Source organism: Microbacterium sp. MYb66, assembly GCF_002979435.1.
In the GTDB taxonomy this organism is placed as follows: Bacteria; Actinomycetota; Actinomycetes; order Actinomycetales; family Microbacteriaceae; genus Microbacterium.
Map to the genome: position 1 here is coordinate 713,913 of NZ_PCOV01000001.1, position 23,406 is coordinate 737,318.

Annotated in this window: 24 protein-coding genes; all 24 read right to left on the bottom strand. The window is 69.0% G+C overall.

Annotation, left to right across the window (positions count from 1 at the left end; all coding sequences use genetic code 11):
* Positions 1 to 145: 145 nt before the first annotated feature.
* The gene (lgt, locus tag CQ045_RS03410) at positions 146 to 1,171 is read right to left on the bottom strand and encodes a prolipoprotein diacylglyceryl transferase (RefSeq protein WP_105721241.1); all 1,026 of its coding nucleotides are present in this window, start codon (positions 1,169 to 1,171) and stop codon (positions 146 to 148) included.
* A 10-nt stretch (positions 1,172 to 1,181) separates the two neighbouring features.
* Positions 1,182 to 1,985: a tryptophan synthase subunit alpha gene (gene trpA, locus CQ045_RS03415; protein WP_105721242.1), complete on the bottom strand. Its 804-nt coding sequence runs from the start codon at positions 1,983 to 1,985 to the stop codon at positions 1,182 to 1,184.
* Positions 1,982 to 3,250: a tryptophan synthase subunit beta gene (gene trpB / locus CQ045_RS03420; RefSeq protein WP_105721243.1), complete on the bottom strand. Its 1,269-nt coding sequence runs from the start codon at positions 3,248 to 3,250 to the stop codon at positions 1,982 to 1,984. The genes trpA and trpB overlap by 4 nt, the downstream gene beginning before the upstream one ends.
* Entirely contained in the window at positions 3,250 to 4,023 is a 774-nt protein-coding gene (gene trpC, locus CQ045_RS03425; protein WP_105721244.1) for an indole-3-glycerol phosphate synthase TrpC, read from the bottom strand. Before trpC ends, trpB begins: the two co-directional genes overlap by 1 nt.
* Positions 4,023 to 4,253: an HGxxPAAW family protein gene (locus CQ045_RS03430; protein ID WP_105721245.1), complete on the bottom strand. Its 231-nt coding sequence runs from the start codon at positions 4,251 to 4,253 to the stop codon at positions 4,023 to 4,025. Before CQ045_RS03430 ends, trpC begins: the two co-directional genes overlap by 1 nt.
* A gap of 47 nt (positions 4,254 to 4,300) precedes the next feature.
* The gene (locus tag CQ045_RS03435; protein WP_105721246.1) at positions 4,301 to 4,888 is read right to left on the bottom strand and encodes a Trp biosynthesis-associated membrane protein; all 588 of its coding nucleotides are present in this window, start codon (positions 4,886 to 4,888) and stop codon (positions 4,301 to 4,303) included.
* Entirely contained in the window at positions 4,885 to 5,265 is a 381-nt protein-coding gene (hisI, locus tag CQ045_RS03440; RefSeq protein WP_105721247.1) for a phosphoribosyl-AMP cyclohydrolase, read from the bottom strand. Before hisI ends, CQ045_RS03435 begins: the two co-directional genes overlap by 4 nt.
* Complete coding sequence (gene hisF / locus CQ045_RS03445) at positions 5,262 to 6,023, bottom strand: imidazole glycerol phosphate synthase subunit HisF (protein WP_105721248.1); 762 nt, start codon at positions 6,021 to 6,023, stop codon at positions 5,262 to 5,264. The genes hisI and hisF overlap by 4 nt, the downstream gene beginning before the upstream one ends.
* Positions 6,023 to 6,865, bottom strand: a complete 843-nt coding sequence (gene hisG / locus CQ045_RS03450; protein WP_105721249.1) for an ATP phosphoribosyltransferase — start codon at positions 6,863 to 6,865, stop codon at positions 6,023 to 6,025. Before hisG ends, hisF begins: the two co-directional genes overlap by 1 nt.
* A gap of 38 nt (positions 6,866 to 6,903) precedes the next feature.
* The gene (locus CQ045_RS03455; protein ID WP_042536637.1) at positions 6,904 to 7,167 is read right to left on the bottom strand and encodes a phosphoribosyl-ATP diphosphatase; all 264 of its coding nucleotides are present in this window, start codon (positions 7,165 to 7,167) and stop codon (positions 6,904 to 6,906) included.
* Positions 7,164 to 7,844: a ribulose-phosphate 3-epimerase gene (gene rpe, locus CQ045_RS03460; protein WP_105721250.1), complete on the bottom strand. Its 681-nt coding sequence runs from the start codon at positions 7,842 to 7,844 to the stop codon at positions 7,164 to 7,166. The genes CQ045_RS03455 and rpe overlap by 4 nt, the downstream gene beginning before the upstream one ends.
* Positions 7,845 to 7,848: 4 nt before the next feature.
* Positions 7,849 to 9,336, bottom strand: coding sequence for an RsmB/NOP family class I SAM-dependent RNA methyltransferase (locus CQ045_RS03465; RefSeq protein ID WP_181156425.1), 1,488 nt, complete (start codon positions 9,334 to 9,336; stop codon positions 7,849 to 7,851).
* Positions 9,333 to 10,250, bottom strand: a complete 918-nt coding sequence (gene fmt, locus CQ045_RS03470) for a methionyl-tRNA formyltransferase (RefSeq protein ID WP_105721252.1) — start codon at positions 10,248 to 10,250, stop codon at positions 9,333 to 9,335. The genes CQ045_RS03465 and fmt overlap by 4 nt, the downstream gene beginning before the upstream one ends.
* 18 nt (positions 10,251 to 10,268) lie before the next feature.
* Positions 10,269 to 12,227: a hypothetical protein gene (locus CQ045_RS03475; RefSeq protein ID WP_105721253.1), complete on the bottom strand. Its 1,959-nt coding sequence runs from the start codon at positions 12,225 to 12,227 to the stop codon at positions 10,269 to 10,271.
* Between the two features lie 16 nt (positions 12,228 to 12,243).
* The gene (metK, locus tag CQ045_RS03480; protein ID WP_105721254.1) at positions 12,244 to 13,437 is read right to left on the bottom strand and encodes a methionine adenosyltransferase; all 1,194 of its coding nucleotides are present in this window, start codon (positions 13,435 to 13,437) and stop codon (positions 12,244 to 12,246) included.
* 90 nt (positions 13,438 to 13,527) lie between these two features.
* Complete coding sequence (rpoZ, locus tag CQ045_RS03485) at positions 13,528 to 13,782, bottom strand: DNA-directed RNA polymerase subunit omega (RefSeq protein WP_017204385.1); 255 nt, start codon at positions 13,780 to 13,782, stop codon at positions 13,528 to 13,530.
* A gap of 65 nt (positions 13,783 to 13,847) precedes the next feature.
* Entirely contained in the window at positions 13,848 to 14,759 is a 912-nt protein-coding gene (gmk, locus tag CQ045_RS03490; protein ID WP_105721255.1) for a guanylate kinase, read from the bottom strand.
* The gene (gene pyrF / locus CQ045_RS03495; protein WP_105721256.1) at positions 14,752 to 15,597 is read right to left on the bottom strand and encodes an orotidine-5'-phosphate decarboxylase; all 846 of its coding nucleotides are present in this window, start codon (positions 15,595 to 15,597) and stop codon (positions 14,752 to 14,754) included. The genes gmk and pyrF overlap by 8 nt, the downstream gene beginning before the upstream one ends.
* A complete protein-coding gene (gene carB / locus CQ045_RS03500; protein WP_105721257.1) occupies positions 15,594 to 18,881 on the bottom strand; it encodes a carbamoyl-phosphate synthase large subunit in 3,288 nt (1,095 codons plus the stop codon). The genes pyrF and carB overlap by 4 nt, the downstream gene beginning before the upstream one ends.
* Positions 18,881 to 20,059, bottom strand: a complete 1,179-nt coding sequence (gene carA / locus CQ045_RS03505; RefSeq protein WP_105721258.1) for a glutamine-hydrolyzing carbamoyl-phosphate synthase small subunit — start codon at positions 20,057 to 20,059, stop codon at positions 18,881 to 18,883. The genes carB and carA overlap by 1 nt, the downstream gene beginning before the upstream one ends.
* A complete protein-coding gene (locus CQ045_RS03510; RefSeq protein ID WP_105721259.1) occupies positions 20,056 to 20,568 on the bottom strand; it encodes a hypothetical protein in 513 nt (170 codons plus the stop codon). Before CQ045_RS03510 ends, carA begins: the two co-directional genes overlap by 4 nt.
* Positions 20,565 to 21,869 carry a dihydroorotase gene (locus CQ045_RS03515; protein ID WP_105721260.1) on the bottom strand — a complete coding sequence of 435 codons (1,305 nt, stop codon included), beginning with the start codon at positions 21,867 to 21,869 and terminating at the stop codon, positions 20,565 to 20,567. The genes CQ045_RS03510 and CQ045_RS03515 overlap by 4 nt, the downstream gene beginning before the upstream one ends.
* Complete coding sequence (locus CQ045_RS03520; protein WP_105721261.1) at positions 21,866 to 22,831, bottom strand: aspartate carbamoyltransferase catalytic subunit; 966 nt, start codon at positions 22,829 to 22,831, stop codon at positions 21,866 to 21,868. Before CQ045_RS03520 ends, CQ045_RS03515 begins: the two co-directional genes overlap by 4 nt.
* A complete protein-coding gene (pyrR, locus tag CQ045_RS03525; protein WP_105721262.1) occupies positions 22,828 to 23,358 on the bottom strand; it encodes a bifunctional pyr operon transcriptional regulator/uracil phosphoribosyltransferase PyrR in 531 nt (176 codons plus the stop codon). The genes CQ045_RS03520 and pyrR overlap by 4 nt, the downstream gene beginning before the upstream one ends.
* Positions 23,359 to 23,406: the final 48 nt, after the last annotated feature.

The following is a 23,406-nucleotide window of genomic DNA, read 5'->3' on the forward strand; positions in this document are numbered from 1 at the left end:
GCCCTGCTTCGGGGGGTAGGCGCCGGACGCGCCGTAGGGTGGCTGGAAGTACACCAGTTACCGTCCTCAGATCTTCGGTGAAACCCGGGGACGACGTCGGCCCGCTCGTTCAGTGCAATGGTTCTCCCGCCACGAGGTGGCGTTGTTATCGGGAGCCGTCCTCGCTCGTGGGAGCAGTGCTTGTGGCAGTGGCTCCTGCGGTGACTTCCTCGGTCGGAGGCTCGCTCACGTCCACGAAGTCAGAGGGATTGTTCTGCGATTGTACATCAGCGTCGGCGTCGGTCCTCTCGCGGCCCGGCTGGTACGGCGAGGGCTCGAGGCCGGGGTGCCGGCGCGTCTGCACGACGAGGATCACGAGTCCGACGACGACGCCGATGATCGCGGCCCAGACGTTGCTGCGAAGGCCCAGGATGATCTCGCTCGGATCGATGCGGATCGACTCCCAGACGATGCGGCCGGCGCTGTACCAGATCAGGTAGATCGCGAACAGTCGACCCCACTGGAAGAAGAGCTTGCGGCCGAGCCAGAGCAGGACCAGGACGCCCAGTCCGTTCCAGAGGACTTCATAGAGGAACGTGGGGTGGAACAGGGTGCCATCGGGCAGTCCGGGCGGGAAGGCGGAGTTCGTCGACTCGATCTCCAGACCCCACGGGAGGGCGGTCGGCAGGCCGAAGAGCTCATGGTTGAACCAGTTGCCGAAGCGCCCCATCGCCTGTGCGAGCAGAAGGCCGGGGGCCAGCGCATCGGCGAACGTCCAGAAGCGGATGCCGGTCCAGCGGCAGCCCAGATAGGCGCCGATGGCACCACCGATGAGAGCACCGAAGATCGCGATGCCCCCCTCCCAGATGGCCCAGACCGAGCCCGGCTCGAAGGGATTCCAGGTGTTCTTGCCCTCGCCGAAGTAGAAGTTCGGGTGGGTGAGCACGTGGAAGATGCGAGCGCCGATGATGGCCAGCGGCACGGCCAGGATCGAGATGTCGATCACGACCCAGGGCTCTGCGCCGCGCTTCGTGAGACGACGGTTGGTCAGCAGCGTGGCGGCGATGATGCCGGCGATGATGCACAGCGCGTAGAAGTGGATGCGTACGGGCCCGAGGTCGAAGTACGAGACCGGAGGGCTCGGGATGCTGGCGAGCACACCGGTGAAGGTGCTGTGGAGCGCGAGTGACATGAGTGCGATTCTAGTTCTCGGGATCGGGGCGCGCCGACGAAGTGCCGGATGCCAGGTTTCGGGTGACTTCGGCGAGGGCGGGGACGCCGCCGTCGCGAAGTGCGCGGACCAGCGCGGTGCCGACGATCGCGCCGTCTGCATACTCCGACACACCGGCGATCTGCTCGGCAGTGGAGATGCCGATACCCACGCACGCACGGTGGGCGCCGTGCTCGCGCAGACGGCCGACCAGGGTGCGGGCGGCGCGGTCGAGTTCGGCGCGCTCCCCCGTGATGCCCATGGTCGAGACGGTGTACACGAATCCGGTGGACGACTTCACGACCAGGTCGAGGCGCTCGTCGGACGAGGTGGGCGCGGCGAGGAAGACCCGGTCGAGGCCCGTCCGCTCGCTGGCGGCGATCCACTCCCCCGCAGCATCCGGCGTGATGTCGGGCGTGATGAGTCCCGCGCCGCCGGCGGCGAGGAGATCGTCGGCGTAGCGATCGATGCCGTACTGCATGACGGGGTTCCAGTACGTCATCACGAGGACCGGGACGTCGGTGGCAGCCGTGATCGCACGGATCGCCGTGAAGAGGTCCGCCATCCGGAAGCCTGCGGCGAGAGCCTTCGTCGTCGCCTCCTGGATGATGGCGCCATCCATCACCGGGTCGCTGTACGGCGGGCCGAGTTCGATGATGTCGACGCCGTTCTCCGCAAGGGCGATGGCGGCCTGGATGCTCGTCTCGAGATCGGGGAAACCGACCGGGAGATAGCCGACGAAGGCGCTGCGGCCCGCGTCGTGGGCGGCTGCGATCGCCTGTTCCACACGGCTCATAACTGCGGCTCCCCCTTCGAGACCAGATCTTCGTCGGCGCTCTCCTGGGCGACGTCGTGCGCGAGAGCGGCCTCGTCGTAGAGCTCGAAGTAGCGGGCGGCGGTGTCCATGTCTTTGTCACCGCGCCCGGAGAGGCAGACGGCGATCAGTCCGTCGGGGCCGAGTTCACGCCCGATCCGCAGCGCACCCGCGAGAGCGTGCGCGGATTCGATGGCGGGGATGATCCCCTCGGTGCGGCTGAGCAGACGCAGTGCCTGCATGGCCTCGTCGTCTGTCGCCGGGATGTACCGGGCGCGCCCGATGTCGGCGAGCCAGGAGTGCTCGGGTCCGACGCCGGGATAGTCGAGTCCGGCGGAGATCGAGTGCGACTCGACCGTCTGGCCGTCCTCGTCCTGGAGCACGTAGGTGCGGGCGCCGTGCAGCACGCCCGGGCGTCCTCGTTCGATAGACGCCGCGTGCTTCTCGGTGTCGACACCGTCGCCTGCGGCCTCCACGCCGTAGAGCGCCACGCCCTCATCGTCGAGGAACGCGTCGAACATGCCGATCGCATTGGACCCGCCGCCCACGCACGCGACGACCGCGTCCGGAAGACGACCGACCTCGTCGAGCAGCTGGGCGCGGGCCTCCTCGCCGATGATCTTCTGGAAGTCGCGGACCATCGCCGGGAACGGGTGGGGTCCTGCGGCCGTGCCGAAGATGTAGTTCGTCGTCTCGACGGAGGCCACCCAATCGCGGTAGGCGTCGTTGATCGCATCCTTCAGAGTGCGCGAGCCGGAAGTGACGGGGATGACCTCGGCGCCGAGAAGACGCATGCGGGCGACGTTGAGAGCCTGACGCTCGGTATCGACCTCGCCCATGTAGATGGTGCAGTCCAGGCCGAACAGTGCCGCAGCGGTTGCGGTGGCGACGCCGTGCTGACCGGCGCCGGTCTCCGCGATCACCCTGGTCTTGCCGAGCCGCTTGGTGAGGAGCGCCTGGCCGAGCACATTGTTGATCTTGTGCGAACCGGTGTGATTCAGGTCTTCGCGCTTCAGGAAGATGCGTGCGCCTCCGGCGTGCTCGGCGAACCGGGGCACCTCGGTGATCGCGGAAGGCCGTCCGGCGTATGAGCTGAGCAGGTGGGCCAGCTCGGCACGGAACTCCGGATCGACGATCGCCGCCTCGTAGGCGACGGTGAGCTCGTCGATCGCGGCGATGAGCGACTCGGGCATGTACCGCCCGCCGAAATCGCCGAAGAAGGGGCCGTGCTGATCGCGCAGGCTCATCATGCCTCCAGGAAGGTCTTGAGGGTGGCGACCGGGTCACCGGTCACGAGCGCCTCGCCGATCAACACGACATCGGCACCGGCCTCGCGGTAGTGCAGGACATCGGCCGGCGTGAGCACGGCGGATTCCGCGATCTTCACCGCAGTATCGGGAATGCGATCGACCAGGCGTCCGAAGAGATCCCGGTCGAGCTCGAGCGTCTTGAGGTCGCGAGCGTTGACACCGATCAGGGGCGCCCCGAGGTCGATCGCGGCTTCGAGCTCGTCCGCCGAGTGCGTCTCGACGAGAGGCGTCATGCCCAGGTCGGTGATGAAGCCGAACAGGTCGCGCAGCACCTCGGGGTCGAGGCCCGCGACGATCAGCAGAACGAGATCCGCGCCCGCCGCCCTCGCTTCCAGCACCTGGTATCGGGTGGCGATGAAGTCCTTGCGCAGCACCGGCAGGGAGACCCGTGCCGTGACAGCCTCGAGGTCGGCGAGGCTGCCACCGAAACGGCGCTCCTCGGTGAGCACGCTGATCGCGGACGCGCCACCCGTCTCATACAGCGATGCCTGATGGGCGGGGTCGGGGATCTCCGCGAGCGCACCACGGGACGGACTCGCTCGCTTGACCTCGGCGATGATCTTGACCCTGTCGGCAGGCGCCAGGAATGAGAGGGCATCCTTCGCGGACGGGCGCGCGAGCGCCTCCCGCTCGACGGTGGCCAGCGGGCGCGACAGAGAGCGACGCTCGGCGTCTGCGACAGCGCCGGCCGTCAGGTCGGCGAGGACCATTAGTGCGCCTTCGGAGCGTACTTCGGACCCTTCACGCCGTAGCCGGCCTTCGCGAGCGCCCAACCGACGATCGCACCGATCGGGATGAGCGCGATCGAGATCACGACGAGGGTCGGCTGCTCGAAGCAGAACGCGACGGTGCCGGCGGCGACGCCGACCAGCATGATCACGACGGCGGTCCAGGCTGCAGGCGAGTGTCCGTGGCCGGGATCGGCGATCGGGTTGGTCATGTTCTCCTCCGGGGGACGACGTGCAGTTCGGAATCAGTCTATCGGGGTCAACGCGTCGGATCGGTTCCCCGAGACAGCTCGTCCCAGGAATCGACGGCATCGACCGGGCCGTCGTGGGGCACGTCGACGCTATCGGTGCGGTAACGCCGCCCGCCGGCCTTCCAGCCGCGCCAGGTCGTCAAGACGACGACGGATGCGGCGAGCAGGATCACCCAGCCGACGAGGGCGATGTACGGCCACGCGGACGGGACGATGCTCGCCACGACCTCGTGGACCGCCCCGCCGCCGGCGAGACCCGTGACCTCGGTCACGGTCGCGGCGACAGAATCGAGAGGCTCGGTGACGAGGAGCTGGAGCGTGGACCACCCGAGGAACAGCGCCGTCGCTGCGGCGAACACGGCGAACACGACCCGCACAGCCTTGCCGGCGATCGAGAGCGCGGCGCCGAGGGCGAGGACCGCCAGGCTGAGCGGGGCGAGCAGGACCAGAGCCGACGCGCCCGGGACCAGGATCGCCTCCCCCGCGTCGACCCGTTCGACGGTCAGCCAAGTCTGGGTCGAGGAGATGATCCCGATCGCGCCCGCCAGCAGGAAGCCGGAGACCGACAGGGAGCGACCGCGCTTCGCGAGGGTCATGCCTCGTCCGTTCCGGCGATCGCCTCGAGGTCGTTCGTGTCGAAGCACGTGCGTGTACCGGTGTGGCAGGCGGGTCCTGACTGGTCGACGAGGAGGAGGATCGCGTCACCGTCGCAGTCCAGACGGGCCTCGTGCACGACCTGGATGTGTCCGGACGTGTCGCCCTTGCGCCAGTACTCCTGACGGGAGCGCGACCAGTACGTCGCGCGCCCGGAGGTAAGAGTGCGTCGGAGGGCCTCCGCGTCGACCCACGCGAGCATGAGCACCTCATGCGTATCCCACTGCTGCACGATCACCGGTGCCAGACCGTCGGCGTTGAAGGCGACCTGCGCGATGCGGTCGTCCACGGAGGCGGCCTGTCCGTCTGCGTCGCTCATCGTACGAGCACTCCCTCCGCGCGAAGCGCGTCCTTGACGTCGCCGACCGTGAGAGCGCCGGTGTGGAAGACGCTCGCAGCCAGCACCGCATCCGCGCCGGCCTTGATCGCGGGCGCGAAGTCGGATGCACGCCCTGCGCCTCCTGAGGCGATGACGGGAACGGAAGCCGCCTCCCGCATCAGCCGGACGAGCTCGAGGTCGAAGCCGTCGCGCGTGCCGTCCGCATCGATCGAGTTCACGAGCAGCTCGCCGGCGCCCCGCGCTGCGGCCTCGCGCGCCCAGTCGATCGCGTCGAGAGTCGTCTGGGTGCGGCCGCCGTGCGTGGTCACCACGAAGCCGGAGCGAGTGGTCGGCGCACGCTTCACGTCGAGTGACAGAACGAGCACCTGCGCACCGAAGCGGTCTGCGATCTCGCCGATGAGCTCCGGTCTCGCGATGGCGGCGGAGTTCACCCCGACCTTGTCGGCACCCACCGCGAGGAGGCGTGCGACGTCGTCGACGCTGCGGACTCCCCCGCCGACGGTCAGCGGAACGAACACCTGCTCCGCCGTTCGCTGCACGACGTCGTAGGTCGTGGCTCGCGCGTCCACCGTCGCCGTGACATCGAGGAAGGTGATCTCGTCCGCGCCCTGGGCGGCATAGTGCCTGGCGAGTTCGACGGGGTCGCCCATGTCACGCAGGTTCTCGAAGTTCACACCCTTGACGACGCGGCCGTCGGCCACATCGAGACACGGGATGACACGACTGGCGAGGGTCATCAGAGCCTCGCGTTGTGGATGGCGGTGACCAGGATGGCCCGCGCACCGAGGCCGTAAAGCGCATCCATCACGGGGTTCACACGCGACCGGGCGACCATGACGCGCACCGCCACCCACTCGGGGTCACGCAGCGGAGAGACGGTCGGCGACTCGACGCCACCGGCGATCTTCACGGCATCGTCGAGCAGTGCGACCGGCAGATCGTAGTCGATCATGACGAAACGACGCGCCACCATGACTCCGCGGAGGCGCCGCAGGAGCGTGTCGGATCCTTCCGCATCGGCCGGGCCGGCGATGAGCACGGCTTCGGATTCCAGGATGACCGGGCCGAACACCTCGAGCCCCGCCTGACGCAGCGTGGTCCCCGTCTCCACGACATCGGCGACCGCATCGGCGACACCGAGCCGAACGGCCGATTCCACGGCACCGTCCAGCGGCACGAGGTCGACCGCGATGTCGCGCTCGTCGAGGAACGCGTCCACCAGCCCCGGGTAGGAGGTGGCGATGCGCAGCCCGTCGAGCTGGCTGACATCCGTGTAGCGCCCTGTCGGCGCGGCGAAGCGGAACGTGGAGCCGGCGAAGCCGAGCGCCTCGATCTCGCGAGCGCCCGGCATCCGTGCGTCGAGGAGGAGATCACGTCCGGTGATGCCCACATCGATGGCGCCGGAGCCGACGTACGTCGCGATGTCCTTGGGACGGAGGAAGAAGAACTCGACGTCGTTCTCGGCGTCGATGACATGCAGGGTCTTGGGGTCGCGTCGACCGGCGTAGCCCGCCTCGGCGAGCATGTCGGCGGCGGTCTCGGAGAGCGAGCCCTTGTTGGGAACAGCGATGCGCAGCATGGATGGCTTTCAGTTCGAGGGGATCGGAACGGAGCGCATCACAGATGTCGGTAGACGTCCTGCAGGCTGAGACCCTTCGCGATCATCATCACCTGGACGTGGTAGAGCAGCTGCGAGATCTCCTCGGCTGCGGCCTCGTCGGACTCGTACTCCGACGCCATCCACACCTCGGCGGCCTCTTCGACGATCTTCTTGCCGATCGTGTGCACGCCGCCGTCGAGCTCGGCGACCGTGCCCGATCCCTCAGGACGGGTCTCGGCCTTGACGCTGAGCTCGGCGAACAGCTCGTCGAAAGTCTTCACGATTCCAGGCTAGCGGCTCTGGCGAGGTCTCTGAGCCGGGAGACGGCCGCCTCGACGTCGTCCGCTCCGTACACGGCCGACCCCGCGACGAACGTGTCGGCACCCGCGGCGGCGGCGATCTCGATGGTGCGGTCGGAGATTCCGCCGTCGACCTGCAGCCACACCGAGGACCCGCGTCGACGCGCCTCCTCCGCGAGCGCCCGCAACTTCGGCATGGTCTCCGGCATGAACCCCTGTCCCCCGAAGCCCGGCTCGACGGTCATCACGAGGATCTGATCGAACTCGTCGAGGATCTCGTACAGGGACTCGACCGGAGTCGCAGGCTTCACTGCGACTCCGGCACGGGAGCCGATGTCGCGCAGCCGACGCGCGAGGGCCACCGGTTCGGTGGCGGCCTCGAGGTGGAAGGTCACGCTGGCGGCACCGATCTCGGCGTACCCCGGAGCCCACCGCTCCGGATCCGTGATCATCAGGTGGACGTCGAGCGGGATCGGGCTGGTCGCCTGGATCCGCTCGACCATCTGCGGGCCGAAGGTCAGGTTCGGGACGAAATGGTTGTCCATCACGTCGACGTGCGCGAAATCGGCCGTCGCGATCCGGGCCAGATCCGCCTGCATGTTCACGAAGTCGGCGGCGAGGATGCTCGGGTTGATGCGCGGTGCGCGAGGCAGTTCCACAGTCCTAGTCTTCCTTCCCTGAGGTGTTCACGGTTGCCGGGCGCTGCAGGAGCGCGAGGAACATGGCGTCCGTGCCGTGCCGGTGCGGCCAGAGCTGTGCGCTGCCCGAACCGGCTCGCCCGTCTTCTGCGAGGTCGATAGGCGACACGGCGACGTCGGTGATCGCCGCACGCGCATCGAGCTCGACGATGTCCGAACGACTCCGCAGAACCTCCTGCACGACGCCCGTCGTCTCGGCCAGATGCGGCGAGCACGTGACGTAGGCGACGATCCCGCCGGGGGCGAGAGCGTCGAGCGCTGCCGAGAGCAGCTCGACCTGGAGCGGGACGAGCTCGGCGACGTCGGCCGGAGACTTCCGCCACCGCGCCTCCGGACGACGACGCAGTGCGCCAAGGCCCGTGCAGGGAGCATCGACGAGGATGCGGTCGAACTCTCCTGCACGCTCGGCAGCGAGCTCACGACCATCCCTCTCGTGCACGGTGATCTCGCCCGGCACCGCGCGAAGAGCCTTGCGGACCAGCCGCGCGCGGACGGGGACGACCTCGTTCGCCTCCAGGGTCACGTCGTGATCGTGAGCTATCGCGCCGAGAAGCGCGGTCTTCCCTCCCGGCCCGGCGCACAGGTCGAGCCAGCGCTCTCCCGCGCGGATGGGCGCGGCGCCCGCCAGTGCGAGCGCCACGAGCTGGGAGCCCTCATCCTGTACGCGGATCGCGCCACCGGAGGCCTCCACGGAACGACGCGGGTCTCCACCCGGAGAGGCGAACGCCGTCGGCGCGTACGGGAGGCGTGGGTCGGACGGCTCCGCGAGGCCTGGCAACGCGACGAGGGTGACCTCCGGCGAGGCGTTGTCGGCCTCCAGAAGCGCATCCAGCTCGTCACCGCGGCCCTCAGCGGCGAGAGCTCGTCGCAGAGCGCGGATCACCCAGACGGGATGCGCAGACCGCAGCGCCAGGCGTTCGTCGTCCGAGCGAGCCTGCTCTTCGATCCGTTCCTGCCAGACCTCGCCCGAGTCTCGGGTGATGCGCCGGAGCACCGCGTTCGCGAAGCTCGATGCCCCGCGGCCCGAGGTGGCGGCCACGAGGTTCACAGACTCGTTCACCGCCGCATGGGGGGCGACACGCGTGGCGAGCAGCTGGTGGACGGCGAGGCGCAGCGCGTCGAGGACGGCAGGGTCGATGCTGTCGGTCGAGCGGTCGGCAGCGGCGGCGATGATCGCGTCGTAGGTTCCCAGGCGACGCAGAGTGCCGTACGTCAGCTCGGTCGAGAGCGCGGCGTCCTGAGGCGAGAGACCCGCTTCGGCGATCGCGGAGGGAAGCACGAGGTTCGCATAGGCGTCCGTCTCCGACACCGCCCGCAGGACGTCGTAGGCCACACGTCTCGCGGGCTGCACGGCGCGTGTCGGCCCGCGCTGTTCGGTGCGCTGTCTGTCGCCGGGGCCTCGTCCCGTCGTCGTCCGTCGCTGCGGCCGCGGGTTTCTTCGGTCGTCGCTCATGAGCCCGCCTTCATGTCTTCATCGCGCTGCCCGCGCCACCAGTCGACGGCGCTCATCGCTCCCTTGCCCGCGGGCTGGACGCGAGTCACTGCCAACGCACCGGAGGCGGTGCCGATGAGGAGGGCGGTCTTGGTCCCTCGGAAGCGTCCGGGCGCCAGCGGCTCGGCATCCGGCGCCGGCGTGGCTTCGAGCACCTTGAGCGGCTGACCTCCGACAGTGGTGTGCGCCCCGGGCTCGGGGGTGACACCGCGGAAACGTGCGAAGACCGACTCGAGCGGCTGTTCCCAGTCGAGCAGTCCGTCTGCGAGGGTGAGCTTTCCGGCGAAGCTCGGCTCCCCCACCTGAGCAACCGCCTTCGCCGTGCCGTCCGCGATCGCGGAGACGACCTCCGCTGTGAGCTCGGCACCATCGCGCGCGAGCACATCGAGGGCTTCCCCGGCCGTGGCGGTCGCGGGAACCTCGATCTCGCGCATCGCGTACACGTCTCCGGCGTCGAGCTCAGGGACGAGCTGGAACACGCTCGCGCCGAGCACCCGGTCCCCGGCGATCAGGGCGCGCTGCACAGGCGCTGCTCCTCGCCAGGCGGGAAGCAGCGAGAAGTGCAGATTGATCCAGCCGGCGGCCGGCGCCGAGAGCAGGGGCTCGCGCACCAGTGCCCCATAGGCGACGATCACACCGAGATCCGCGTTCAGGGTCGAGATCTGCGCGGTGGCGGCGTCGTCGAGGCGCGTGGTCTTGATCACCGGCAGGCCCAGTTCGACGGCGGCCTGCGCCACGGGCGACGGTGTCAGCACACGTCGGCGGCCGAGCGGGGCATCGGGCCGGGTGACCACCGCGGCGATGTCGTGGGACGTCGCGAGACGTCGGAGGGTGGGCACGGCAGCAGCAGGTGTGCCGGCGAAGACGAGGCGCATGAAGGTTCTCCGGAAGGGTCAGAGCTCTGGTTCGAGGATATCGAGGCGGACGGAGAGCGTGCTCTTCGTCGCGCGCCCCCTTCTGCCGCGGCCGCTCACGGCTTCGGCGACGACGGCGGCGCGCAGCGCGGTCGCAACCCGCGTCCCGGCACCATAATCGAACCTGACGAGAGCACGCACTCGAGGCGGGACGTCATCGGATTCGACGGGCACCGGGCCGAGCACCGCATCGGAGGGCAGCGCGAGCTCCGTGAGCGCGGCGAGAGCACGGCCGACGGCCGGCACTGATCCTTGAACCAGTGCCACACGCGTCGTCGGGGGCATGTGCAGCGGGGCTCTGCTCTCGAGCTCGGATCGAGCGTGACCTGCCTGGTTCCAGGTCGCCAGCGCTTTCGCTGCCGCCCCGTTCACGCCGACGAGGTGGATGGGAGCACCCGGCGCCGCCAGCGCCGCTGCATTCGACCACCAGCGCAGGCAGGACTCGGCGACGCGCAGATCGGGAGCCTGGAGCATCCGCGGTCCGTCGAGGAGGACCACCGCGCGGTATCCGCCGTCGGCGATCGGCTCGGCGCCGCGAGTGGCGACCACCAGCGCGGGTTTGGCGGGAACGCGCTCCACCGGATGTGCGCTGTCGGCGACGATCACGCGCACGCCGGGGAACGCCCGGCCCAGTTCATCGGCTGTGCGTTCACTGCCCGAGGATGCGAGGCGAAGCTTGGTGGACGAGCAGGCGGGACAAGCCCAGGCACTCGCTCCGCGTCCGCACCAGCCGCATACCGGCACCGCACCGCGGTGACGGGCGCCGAGAGGGCCGCCGCAGTGCGGGCACCGTGCCGGGGCCCGGCACTCCGCGCAGACGAGGGACGGGGAGAACCCCGGGCGCGACACCTGCACCAGCACCGGGCCCTCCGCCGCGGCATTGCGCGCAGCCAGGAACGCGGAGGACGGCATCCGCTGAGCCGTCGGCTGCTCCATCTCCTGGGGCGTGCTGAGCACGACACGCGGCAGCACACGGCGCGTCGCCCTGACATCCTGCAACCACCCGAGGACCACGAGACGCTCGACGTCGGTCGTGCGAGTGTGCCCGGCGAACAGCAGGGCGGAGCCTTCGTGCTCCTGCCGTAGGAGAGCAGCATCACGGGCGTTGACGTACGGAGCGAGCGGTTCCCCGAGCAGCGGGTCGCCGTCGTCCCAGATCGCGACCAGGCCCGCGACGACGGGGGCGTAGACGGCAGAGCGATTCCCGACGACGATGCACGGGGATTCCTCGAGCGTGCGCAGGAAGGCTCGATAGCGGTCGGGATTCGTCTGTCGGGAGTCGTGGCGGACCACGGCCTCGCCCGGCACGAGATCCTCCAGCGCCGCGAGGAGTCGATCGAGGTCCCGGTGATCAGGCACGACGATGATCGACGACCTCCCGGACGCGAGCATCCGCGCGGCCGAGGCCGCCAGCAGCAGCGCCCATGCCGGCACTCCGTCGGCGATCAGGGGCGTCGCTTCGACCGCCGCGCGACCACCCGTCTCGAGCACCGCGCCGAGGCCGTCGTACACCCCGACGATGTCCTCAGCCCGCACGAGGGCCTCCGCTTCCGGAACCACGGCCGGCGTGTCGCCGGTCCAGGCCTTCTCGACGCGCACCTGCCGTTTCGGGATGACGAGGCGCAGCACGTCCGAGGCAGAGCCCGCGGCCCGATCGGCGACCCGCCGCGCGAGCGCGTGCAGGCGTTCGGGCAGCACGGGAACGGCGGATACCACGCTCTCGACCTCTGACAAGGGGCGGTCGGCGTCGTCCTCGCTGTCGATGTCGACGACGTACCCGTCGATCACACGACCTGCGGTTCGCAGCGGCACCCGCACGCGGACGCCCAGCGGAACATCGCCGAGCTCGGGCGGAAGGGCGTAGTCGAAGAGCCGATCGAGTTGGGGCAGGGGTGAGTCGAGGAGCACACGCGCGATGCGCCGGCTCTCCGGAGGCATCAGGACCGCGGTCCCATCAGAGTCCGGCAGCGCGACGCAGCTCTTCGACGCGGTCGGTCCGCTCCCAGGTGAAGTCGGGAAGCTCCCGCCCGAAGTGGCCGTAGGCCGCAGTCTGGGCGTAGATCGGACGCAGCAGGTCGAGCTGCTCGATGATGGCCTGCGGACGCAGGTCGAACACCTCGGTGATCGCCCGGGTGATGATCTCGTCCGACACCTTGCCGGTGCCGAACGACTCGACGTAGAGACCGACGGGCCGCGCGACTCCGATCGCGTAGGCGACCTGCACCTCGAGACGGTCTGCAAGCCCTGCGGCCACGGCGTTCTTCGCCACCCACCGTGTCGCGTAGGCTCCGGAGCGGTCGACCTTCGAGGGATCCTTGCCGCTGAAAGCCCCGCCACCGTGGCGCGCGGCTCCCCCGTAGGTGTCGATGATGATCTTGCGTCCGGTGAGGCCAGCGTCGCCCTTCGGCCCACCGGTCACGAACGGGCCGGCCGGGTTGATGTAGAGCGTGACGTCGCCGAGGTCGAGACCCGTCGTGGCGAGCACCGGGTCGATGACGTGCCGGCGCACCTGCTCCTGGAGCTCTTCCTGGGAGATGTCGGGGTGGTGCTGCGTGGAGACGACGACCGCGTCGACGGTCTTCGGCGTGAAGCCGTCGTAGCCGAGCGTGACCTGGGTCTTGCCGTCGGGTCGCAGGAACGGCAGCTCGCCGCTGCGGCGCACCTCCGTGAGGCGCTCCGCGAGGCGATGAGCGGTCCATGCGGCCATCGGCATCAGCTGCGGGGTCTCGTTCGTCGCGAAGCCGAACATGATGCCCTGGTCGCCGGCGCCGAGGGAGTCGAGCGGGTCGACGGATGACCCGTCGCGGTGCTCCTGGGCGCTGTCGACGCCGTGCGCGATGTCGCTCGACTGCTCCCCCACCGAGACGCTCACGCCGCAGGAGGATCCGTCGAAGCCGGTGTCGCTGGAGGTGTATCCGATGCCGTTCACGACCTGGCGGACGATCGTCGGGATGTCGACGTAAGCCTCGGTGCGGATCTCACCGGCCACATGCACGAGGCCCGTCGTGACGAGCGTCTCGACCGCGACGCGGGAACCCGTGTCCTTCGCGAGGAGACCGTCGAGGATGCTGTCCGAGATCTGGTCGCAGATCTTGTCCGGGTGCCCTTCGGTGACGGACTCGGACGTGAACAGACGCAGGGCGCTCATCGGAACTCCAGAACGGGGACGGACGGAAGGAGGGTGTTGCACCCATTCTGGACCGCGCCCCCGACAAGGCGGGAGGCGCGGTCTCGAATATCACTCTGCGTGACGCAGGCGGAGCTTGTCCTCGTTGATCTCGTGCAGCGCGATCGTGAGCGGCTTGTCCTCGACGGAGGAGTCGACGAGCGGGCCGACGTTGTCGAAGAGGTTGCCCTCGTGCAGGTCGGAGTAGTAGTCGTTGATCTGACGCGCGCGCTTGGCGGCGTAGATGACGAGCTCGTACTTGGAGTCGACGCGGTCGAGCAGGTTGTCGATGGGGGGATCGATGATGCCGTTGTTGTGTCCGGCCATGGTGAGACCTCCTGATCAGGCGACGGGATCGTCGCGAAGACGGTGCGAAAGGCGCGCGAAGACGCTCAGCGCGCAGAGCTTGAAGACAATTCTACGACCTCGCGGGCCGCAGTGGCGACGTCCTCGTTCACGATGAGGTGATCGAACTCGTTCTGAGCGGCCAATTCCACCTTCGCGGTGCGCAGTCGCCGCGCGCGTTCCTCGGCTTCCTCCGTCCCACGGCCGACCAGGCGATGCACGAGTTCGTCCCAGTTGGGAGGCAGCAGGAAGATGAGCGTCGCCGCCGGTTCCGCCTGTCGGACCTGGCGGGCGCCCTGCAGGTCGATCTCGAGCAGAACGGTCTTGCCTTCGGCCAGTGCAGCGTCGATCGGCGCTCGCGGCGTGCCGTATCGGGACCGGTTGTGCACCACGGCGTACTCGAGCAGCTCGCCGTCGGCGATCAGCCGATCGAACTCGGCGTCATCGACGAAGTAGTAGTGCACGCCGTCGATCTCGCCGGGACGCGGTGGCCGCGTCGTGGCCGATACCGAGAGATGGATCTCCGGGTTGTGCTCGCGGATGTGGGCGGCGACCGTGCCCTTGCCGACGGCCGTCGGACCGGCGAGCACGAGCAGACGGCTTCGCGCGCCCCGCGGAGTCGGCTCCGGGAAGCGGTTGTCCAGCCAGGCCTCCAGCACCCGGCGCTGACGTGCGCCGAGTCCGCCGAGGCGCTTGACCGGTGAGATGTGCAGCTCCTCCAGCACCCGGTCCCGCTTTCCGGCGCCGATCGCGGGGAGGGACACCAAGAAGTCGGTGATGCGCATCGACCCCTCCACCGAATCCGCGTCCGCCGAAGCGCGGCGGAGGACGGATTGCGGCGTCACCACACGCATCGTGAGGTCGCGCTTGACGGAAGCCCTCGCGCGACGGCGTTCGACGGCGCGGCGCGCCGCGGCAGCCCTGTCGACCTCGGGAACCGTGCGCTGCGCGTCAGACACCGGCCACCTCGAGATACTCGGTGGCGCGCGTGGAGATCGCTTCAGCGAGATCCGCGGGGCCGGCGGAGAGGATGCTGCGACTCTCGCTCGCGATCACCGTGTCCGACATCTCGCCGAAGCGCGGACGAAGATCGGTGGGAGCGGCACCCTGCGCGCCGAAGCCCGGAGCGAGGATGGGCGCCGAAGGCGCGAAAGGCACGATGCCCGCCGCGGCCCAGTCGACGGTCGCGCCGATGACGAAGCCGATGCTCCCCCACTCGCCTCGCGGAGACAGGGCGGCATTGCGCGCCGAGACCTCAGCGACGATCGATGCCGAGACCGTCGTCCCCGTCGTGTCGGTCGAGCGCTGAAGGCTCTCGGCCTCGGGGTTGCTGGTCGCGGCGAGCACGAACAGACCTTTTCCCTGCTGCTCGGCCAGGTCGAACGTCCCGGCGAGGGCGCCGACTCCGAGGAATGGACTCACCGTGAGCGCATCGGCCTCGAGAGGTGATCCGGGGGTCAGCCAGGCGCGCGCGTAATCGTCCATCGTCGATCCGATATCGCCCCGTTTGGCGTCCGCGATCACGAGGAGACCGGCAGCGCGTGCTGCAGCGAGCACCTCTTCGAGCGCCGCGATGCCGTGCGATCCGAAACGCTCGAAGAACGACACCTGCGGCTTCACGAACCCCACGCGGCCCGATGCCGCCTCGACCGTGCGCAGGCCGAACTCACGGACGCCGCGCGCGTCGTCGGTGAGTCCCCACGCCGCGAGCAGCGCAGCGTGGGGGTCGATGCCGACGCAGAGCGGTCCCCGCGCCTGCAGTGCAGCCCGGACCCGCTCGCCGAAGCGTTCGCTCACAGTGCCGCCTTCCGGTCCAGCGCGTACTCCTGCAGGCTCTTCACCTGGAACCCCTCGTGGGCTGCGTCCATCCCGCTCACAGCGGCCCCGAGCACCGCCATCGTGGTGAACAGGGCCTTGTCGGCTGCCACCGCCGCGGCGCGGATCTCGTAGCCGTCCGCGCGAGCGGCCCCGCCGGACGGGGTGTTCACGACGATGTCGATCGCGCCCTCGTTGATGAGGTCGACGATGTTCTTCGCCCCCGACTGCTGCGTCTCGCTGTACTTCTCGACGACCGTGACCGCGATGCCGTTGCGGGACAGGATCTCGGCGGTGCCCTCGGTCGCGACGATCGTGAAGCCCAGCTGCTGCAGGCGGTGCGCGGGGAGGATGACGGCACGCTTGTCCGAATCGGCGACCGAGATGAACACGGTCCCCGAGGTCGGCATGCCTCCGTAGGCTGCGGCCTGGCTCTTCGCGAACGCCGTCGGGAAGTCGCGGTCGATGCCCATGACCTCTCCGGTCGAGCGCATCTCCGGGCCGAGGACGGAGTCGACCGTCTTGCCGTCAGCCGTGCGGAAGCGCTTGAACGGGAGCACGGCCTCCTTGACCGACACCGGGGCGTCGAGCGGCACTCGGGAGCCGTCCTGTTCGGGCAGCATGCCCTCGGCACGCAGCTCCGCGACCGTGGACCCCGTCATGATGCGACTCGCGGCCTTGGCCATCGGGATTCCGAGCGCCTTCGACACGAACGGCACGGTGCGGCTGGCGCGGGGGTTCGCCTCGATGACGTAGAGCACGCCCGCGCTGATGGCGAACTGCACGTTCAGCAGTCCGCGCACGCCCACGCCCTTCGCGATCGCCAGGGTGGCCTCGCGTACGCGGTCGACGTCGGTGCGGCCGAGCGAGACCGGCGGCAGCGTGCAGCTGGAGTCGCCGGAGTGGATGCCGGCCTCTTCGAGGTGCTCCATGACGCCGCCGATGTACAGATCGGTGCCGTCGTAGAGCGCGTCCACGTCGAGCTCGATCGCGTCGTCGAGGAACCGGTCGACCAGCAGCGGCTTGCCCTCCTCGATGATGACCTCGCCGGCGGTGCGCACGAAGTAGTCCCGCAGTGATGCGGTGTCGTAGACGATCTCCATACCGCGCCCGCCGAGCACGAAGCTCGGACGCACCAGGACCGGGTAGCCGATCTCCTCGGCGATGCGCACGGCGCCTTCGACGTCGATCGCGGTGCCGTTGCGCGGTGCGACGAGGCCTGCCTCGTCGAGGAGGCGGGAGAAGAGCTCGCGCTCCTCCGCCAGGTCGATCGCCTCGGGGCTGGTGCCGAGCACCGTGTATCCGGCAGCCTCGATCCCCTTCGCGAGTCCGAGCGGCGTCTGTCCGCCCAGCTGGCACACGACGCCGAGGATGGTGCCGCTCGCTGCCTCCGCGTCGAGCACCTCGAGCACGTCTTCGAGCGTCAGCGGCTCGAAGTACAGGCGGTCGGAGGTGTCGTAATCGGTCGAGACGGTCTCCGGGTTGCAGTTGACCATCACGGTCTCGAAACCGGCGTCGGAGAGGGCGAACGACGCGTGCACGCAGGAGTAGTCGAACTCGACACCCTGCCCGATGCGGTTCGGACCGGAGCCGATGATGACGACCTTGGTGCGCTCGGACGGTGCGACCTCGGTCTCGAAGTCGTAGCTCGAGTAGTGGTACGGCGTCAGGGCGGGGAACTCGCCGGCACAGGTGTCGACCGTCTTGTAGACCGGACGGATGCCGAGGCCGTGACGGACTCCGCGCACCTCCGCCTCCTTCGTGCCGCGGAGCTCGGCGAGCTGCACGTCCGAGAAGCCGTGCTCCTTGGCGTAGCGGAGCGTCGCAGCGTCCAGCTCGGGAGCCGTGCGCACGATCTCGGCGACCTCGTTGATCAGGACGATCTGGTCCAGGAACCACGGGTCGATCGCGGTCGCCTCGAAGGCCTGCTCGACGGTGGCGCCCTTGCGCAGCGCCTGCTGCAGCGTGACGATGCGGCCGTCGGTCGGGATCTTGGAGATCTCGAGCAGCTCCTCCACCGAGCGCTCTTCGGCACCCCAGTGGAAGCTCGAGCCACGCTTCTCCAGCGAACGGAGCGCCTTCTGCAGCGCGGTGGCGTAGTTGCGGCCGATCGCCATCGCCTCGCCCACGGACTTCATGGTGGTGGTGAGCGTGGCGTCGGCTGCCGGGAACTTCTCGAAGGCGAAGCGCGGAACCTTCACTACGACGTAGTCGAGCGTCGGCTCGAAGCTCGCCGGGGTAACGCCGGTGATGTCGTTGGGGATCTCGTCGAGGCGGTAGCCGAGTGCGAGCTTGGCCGCGAGCTTGGCGATCGGGAATCCGGTGGCCTTCGAGGCCAGGGCGCTGGACCGGGAGACGCGCGGGTTCATCTCGATGACGATGATCCGGCCGTTGGACGGATCGACCGCGAACTGGATGTTGCAGCCACCGGTGTCGACGCCGACCGCGCGGATGATGTCGATGCCGATGTCGCGCATCTTCTGGTACTCGCGGTCGGTGAGGGTCAGCGCGGGGGCGACCGTGATCGAGTCGCCCGTGTGCACACCGACCGGATCGACGTTCTCGATCGAGCAGACGACGACCGTGTTGTCGGCGGTGTCGCGCATGAGCTCGAGCTCGTACTCCTTCCAGCCGAGGATGGACTCCTCCAGGAGCACCTCGGTGGTCGGCGAGTCACGCAGGCCCGCGCCCGCGATGCGACGCAGGTCTTCTTCGTCGTACGCGAAGCCGGATCCGAGGCCCCCCATCGTGAAGCTCGGACGGACCACCATCGGGTAGCCGAGTTCGTCGGCGGCGGCCAGGACCTCGTCCATCGTGTGCGCGATGCGGGAGTCGGCCACGTCGGCACCGGCGTCGAGGACCAGCTGCTTGAAGATCTGGCGGTCCTCGCCCTTGTTGATCGCCTCGAAGCTGGCGCCGATGAGCTCGACGTCGTACTTCTCGAGGATGCCGTGGTTGTGCAGCTCGATCGCGGCGTTCAGGGCCGTCTGTCCGCCGAGGGTCGGGAGGATCGCGTCGGGACGCTCCTTCGCGATGATCGTCTCGATCACCTGCCAGGTGATCGGCTCGATGTACGTCGCGTCCGCGAAGTCGGGGTCGGTCATGATGGTGGCCGGGTTGGAGTTGACCAGGATGACCCGTACGCCCTCCTCGCGGAGCACGCGGCACGCCTGGGTGCCGGAGTAGTCGAACTCGCAGGCCTGACCGATGACGATCGGGCCGGAGCCGATGACGAGGACGGAGTTGATGTCGTCGCGCTTGGGCATTACTTGGAGTCCTTCTGGCTTGCGATGACCAGGTCGCGGAACCTGTCGAAGAGGTAGTTGGCGTCGTGCGGGCCGGCCGCCGCCTCGGGGTGGTACTGCACCGAGAAGGCCGGGATGTCGAGGGCGCGGAGTCCCTCGACGACGTTGTCGTTGAGGCCGACGTGGCTGACCTCGACCTTGCCGTAGCCGTTCGGGCTGTCGAAGGTGCCCTCGAGCGGAGCCTCGACCGCGAAGCCGTGGTTGTGGGCGGTGATCTCGACCTTGCCGGTCTGCTTGTCGAGCACCGGCTGGTTGATGCCGCGGTGGCCGAACGGCAGCTTGTAGGTGCCGAGACCGAGCGCGCGGCCGAGCAGCTGGTTGCCGAAGCAGATGCCGAAGAACGGAAGACCGTCGTCGAGCACGGAACGCAGCAGCTCGACGTGGTCGCCGGAGGCCGCAGGGTCTCCGGGACCGTTCGAGTAGAAGACGGCGACGGGGTCGACCGCGCGGATCTCGTCGATCGTCACGTTCTGCGGAAGCACGTGCACCTCGAAACCGCGGGCGGCGAGGTTGTCGATCGTCGCCTGCTTCACGCCGAGGTCGAGCACGGCGAGGTTGCCGATCCGCTCCCCCATGGCCGTCGTCACGGTGGCGACGTCGACCGAGACCTCGGCGGACAGGTTGCGCCCGGCCATCTCGGGTGCTTCGCGGACGATGCGCAGCTGCTCCTCGGAATCGAGCGCCGCGTCGGCGCCGGAGAAGATCCCGCCGCGCATGGAACCGGCCGAGCGGATATGACGCGTGATCGACCGGGTGTCGATGCCGCTGATGCCCACGACACCGTCCTCGACGAGCACGTCGTCGAGCGAGGCGTTCGCGCGCCAGTTCGACACCACGCGTGAGGGGTCGCGCACGATGTAGCCGGCGACCCAGATACGCCGTGATTCGGCATCTTCATCGTTCATCCCGGTGTTGCCGATGTGAGGGGCCGTCTGCAGCACGATCTGGCCCGCATACGAGGGATCGGTGATCGTCTCCTGGTATCCGGACATGCCGGTCGCGAAGACGACCTCGCCCAGCGTGCGTCCGCGGGCGCCGTAGGCGCGTCCCGCGTGGCGGGTGCCGTCTTCCAGGACGAGGACGGCGGGATCGGGGAGCTGGGCCGCGGAGGCCTGCTCGGAGGTTGTCGAGAGTGTCATGACGTTGCTCCTGTGTCGGGGGCGGCGGGGACGAGCCGCTGCAGATCGGAGATGAGGTTCTGGGGGTCGCCGGTGGCGAGGCGCAGGTAGCTGTCGACGATCGTGTCGTCATCGATGCTCCAGGCGATGCGGACGAGGCCGCCCGGCTCGACGACGCGGTCGATCGTGACCGTGGCGCGGTCGACGGCGACGAGTCGGTCTTTCGCGAGGAAGACCGTCGGGGTGCCGTCGAGACAGAGCGCGATACCGCGATCCGTGAGTGCGATCTCACCGCGTGCCCGGTATGCGAGAGGCGAGACCGCGAGGCGCTCGAGCGGCTGCTCATGACGTGTCGTCGACACGTACAGCACCTCGTCGCGGCGGGCGACCTCCGCATGCTCAGGGACACCCAGCGGGGCCGAGAACACGGAATCGCGGCGGATTCGTCGTCGCCAGGCGAGCAGCATCACCAACAGCACCAGGAGCGCGACCGCGATCGTGATCGCGACGGCGAGGTCCCGAGCGCTCATGCGCGAAGCTCCTCGACGACGCTGCCGCCGTCGACCGTGAGGGCACCGCCGTGGATCGTGTACTCGACGCGTCCCGGAAGCGCGCGCCCGAGATACGGCGAGTTCACGCTGCGACCGTGGAGGTCGTGCTCGGTGAACACCCCGTCGACCGAGGCGTCGTAAAGGGTGATCTGCGCCGGCTGCCCGACCTCGAGCGGCGTGCCGTGCCCTGCGAGTCGCCCGATCCGTGCCGGTGTCGCGCTCATCACCCGCGCGATGTCGGACCAGTCGAGCAGCCCGGTCTGCACCATCGACTGATGCACCACGCGCAGGGCGCTCTCGAGCCCCACCATGCCGTTCGCGGCGGCCTGCCACTCGCAGGCCTTGTGCTCGCTGGGGTGGGGCGCGTGGTCGGTGGCGACGATGTCGATGGTGCCGTCGGCGAGGCCTTCGCGCACGGCGAGCACATCCTCTTCCCGACGCAGCGGCGGGTTCACCTTGTAGCGCGCGTCGTACCCGCGCACGAGCTCATCGGTCAGCAGCAGGTGGTGAGGGGTGACCTCGGCCGTGACATGGATACCGCGCTTCTTGGCCCAGCGGATGATGTCCACCGAACCCGCGGTCGACAGGTGGCAGACGTGCAGCCGCGAGCCGACATGCTCGGCGAGCAGCACGTCGCGGGCGATGATCGATTCCTCGGCGACGGCGGGCCAGCCGGCGAGGCCCAGCTCGGCAGATACCGTGCCCTCGTTCATCTGCGCGCCTTCGGTGAGGCGGGGGTCCTGCGCATGCTGGGCGATGACCCCGTCGAACGATTTCACGTACTCCAGCGCGCGACGCATGATGAGCGGGTCGAACACGCAGAAGCCGTCGTCGCTGAAGACGCGGACCTGCGCACGGGACGTGGCCATCGCGCCCAGCTCGGCGAGGCGCTCGCCCTTCTGTCCGACGGTGACGGCGCCGATCGGCTGCACGGTGGCGTAGCCTGCGGCCTCTCCGAGGGCGAGCTCCTGCTCGACGACGCCCGCGGTGTCAGCGACCGGTGAGGTGTTGGGCATCGCGAACACGGCGGTGAATCCGCCGGCGGCCGCGGCCTTCGTTCCGGTGAGGATGGTTTCGGACGCCTCGTAGCCGGGCTCCCGCAGATGCGTGTGCAGGTCGACCAGGCCCGGTAGCGCGACGAGTCCTGCCGCATCCACGACGCGGGCACCAGAGCGGGTCAGTCCGGTGCCGATCTCGGCGATCCGGCCGTCCTCGATGATGATGTCGGCGCTCTCAGCACCGAGCAGCTGCGCACCGGTGATGACGAGGGTCTCGTTCACAGGTCTCCCCCTCGTTCGTCGTCTCGTTCGCCTGCCAGCAGCAGGTACAGCACCGCCATGCGGACGGACACCCCGTTCGTGACCTGTTCCAGCACCGTCGAGCGGGGGGAATCGGCTGCTTCCGAGGAGATCTCCAGTCCCCGGTTCATCGGCCCGGGGTGCATCACAATGCTACCTGCCGGAAGACCCGCCACACGCCGTGCGTCCAGCCCCCAGCGCCGGGAATACTCCCGCTCAGTCGGGAAATACGCGGCGTTCATCCGTTCCAGCTGAATGCGCAGCATCATCACGGCGTCCGGGTCTTCGGCCAGAGCCTGATCGAGGTCGTATACGACGCGAACCGGCCAGAGCGAGACGTTCTGCGGAACCAGCGTCGGCGGCGCCACCAGGGTGACCTCGGCGCCGAGGGTGGTGAGCAGCCAGACGTTGGATCGGGCGACCCGCGAGTGCAAGACGTCCCCCACGATCACGACGCGCATTCCGGACAGGTCGCGACCGCGGCTGTCCCCGCCGAACCGGCGCTTGCGGATCGTGAAGGCATCGAGCAGAGCCTGGGTCGGATGCTCGTGCGTGCCGTCGCCGGCGTTCACGACCCCGGCCGAGATCCAGCCGCTCGTCGCGAGTGTCTGCGGCGCACCGGAGCCGGGGTGGCGGACCACGACCGCATCGGCGCCGATGGCCTCGAGCGTCTGCGCCGTGTCCTTCAGGCTTTCGCCCTTCGAGACGCTGGAGCCCTTCGCGGCGAAGTTGATCACGTCGGCGGAGAGGCGCTTGGCGGCGGCCTCGAACGAGATGCGGGTGCGGGTCGAATCCTCGAAGAAGAGGTTGACGACCGTCTTGCCGCGCAGGGTCGGGAGCTTCTTGACCTCGCGGGACTGCGTATCGGACATGTCCTCGGCGACATCGAGGATGCGCAGGGCCGTGGTCCTGTCGAGGGTGCGGGTGTCGAGGAGGTGTCTCATTCGCCGATCGTCACCTCCTCGGCCCCGTCGTTCTCGAGGAGGCGCACGTTGACCCGCTCGGTGCGGGCGGAGGGGATGTTCTTGCCGATGAAGTCCGGCCGGATCGGAAGCTCGCGATGCCCGCGGTCGACCAGTATCGCGAGGCGCACGACGGACGGCCGGCCGATCGACTGGATCGCGTCCAGCGCGGCGCGGATGCTGCGCCCGGAGAAGAGCACGTCGTCGACGAGCACGACGGTCTTGCCGTCGATGCCTCCGACGGGGATCTCGGTGGGCTGCGGAGAACGTGTCGGGTGCTTGGCGAGATCGTCGCGGAAGAGCGTCACATCGAGCGATCCGACCGGGACGGACTGCTGCGCGATCTCGCTGATCAGCAGGCCGAGGCGGTGGGCGAGAGTCACGCCGCGGGTCGGAATGCCCAGCAGGACGAGGTTCTCGGCGCCTCGATTGGATTCGAGGATCTCGTGCGCGATACGGGTCAGCGCTCGTGAGATGTCGGCTTCGTGCAGCACGGTGCGCATGCTCATCGGCCGCTCCCTTCTCCGCCTCACAGGACGGTGTTAAAGGTTGCTTGT

Excerpts from the sequence above, each read along its gene's own strand:
- lgt (WP_105721241.1), bottom strand. The coding sequence starts at position 1,171 with ATGTCACTCGCGCTCCACAGCACCTTCACCGGTGTGCTCGCCAGCATC.
- trpA (WP_105721242.1), bottom strand. The coding sequence starts at position 1,985 with ATGAGCCGTGTGGAACAGGCGATCGCAGCCGCCCACGACGCGGGCCGC.
- trpB (WP_105721243.1), bottom strand. The coding sequence starts at position 3,250 with ATGAGCCTGCGCGATCAGCACGGCCCCTTCTTCGGCGATTTCGGCGGG.
- trpC (WP_105721244.1), bottom strand. The coding sequence starts at position 4,023 with ATGGTCCTCGCCGACCTGACGGCCGGCGCTGTCGCAGACGCCGAGCGT.
- CQ045_RS03430 (WP_105721245.1), bottom strand. The coding sequence starts at position 4,253 with ATGACCAACCCGATCGCCGATCCCGGCCACGGACACTCGCCTGCAGCC.
- CQ045_RS03435 (WP_105721246.1), bottom strand. The coding sequence starts at position 4,888 with ATGACCCTCGCGAAGCGCGGTCGCTCCCTGTCGGTCTCCGGCTTCCTG.
- hisI (WP_105721247.1), bottom strand. The coding sequence starts at position 5,265 with ATGAGCGACGCAGACGGACAGGCCGCCTCCGTGGACGACCGCATCGCG.
- hisF (WP_105721248.1), bottom strand. The coding sequence starts at position 6,023 with ATGACCCTCGCCAGTCGTGTCATCCCGTGTCTCGATGTGGCCGACGGC.
- hisG (WP_105721249.1), bottom strand. The coding sequence starts at position 6,865 with ATGCTGCGCATCGCTGTTCCCAACAAGGGCTCGCTCTCCGAGACCGCC.
- CQ045_RS03465 (WP_181156425.1), bottom strand. The coding sequence starts at position 9,336 with ATGAGCGACGACCGAAGAAACCCGCGGCCGCAGCGACGGACGACGACG.
- fmt (WP_105721252.1), bottom strand. The coding sequence starts at position 10,250 with ATGCGCCTCGTCTTCGCCGGCACACCTGCTGCTGCCGTGCCCACCCTC.
- CQ045_RS03475 (WP_105721253.1), bottom strand. The coding sequence starts at position 12,227 with ATGCCTCCGGAGAGCCGGCGCATCGCGCGTGTGCTCCTCGACTCACCC.
- metK (WP_105721254.1), bottom strand. The coding sequence starts at position 13,437 with ATGAGCGCCCTGCGTCTGTTCACGTCCGAGTCCGTCACCGAAGGGCAC.
- rpoZ (WP_017204385.1), bottom strand. The coding sequence starts at position 13,782 with ATGGCCGGACACAACAACGGCATCATCGATCCCCCCATCGACAACCTG.
- carB (WP_105721257.1), bottom strand. The coding sequence starts at position 18,881 with ATGCCCAAGCGCGACGACATCAACTCCGTCCTCGTCATCGGCTCCGGC.
- carA (WP_105721258.1), bottom strand. The coding sequence starts at position 20,059 with ATGACACTCTCGACAACCTCCGAGCAGGCCTCCGCGGCCCAGCTCCCC.
- CQ045_RS03510 (WP_105721259.1), bottom strand. The coding sequence starts at position 20,568 with ATGAGCGCTCGGGACCTCGCCGTCGCGATCACGATCGCGGTCGCGCTC.
- CQ045_RS03520 (WP_105721261.1), bottom strand. The coding sequence starts at position 22,831 with ATGAGACACCTCCTCGACACCCGCACCCTCGACAGGACCACGGCCCTG.
- pyrR (WP_105721262.1), bottom strand. The coding sequence starts at position 23,358 with ATGAGCATGCGCACCGTGCTGCACGAAGCCGACATCTCACGAGCGCTG.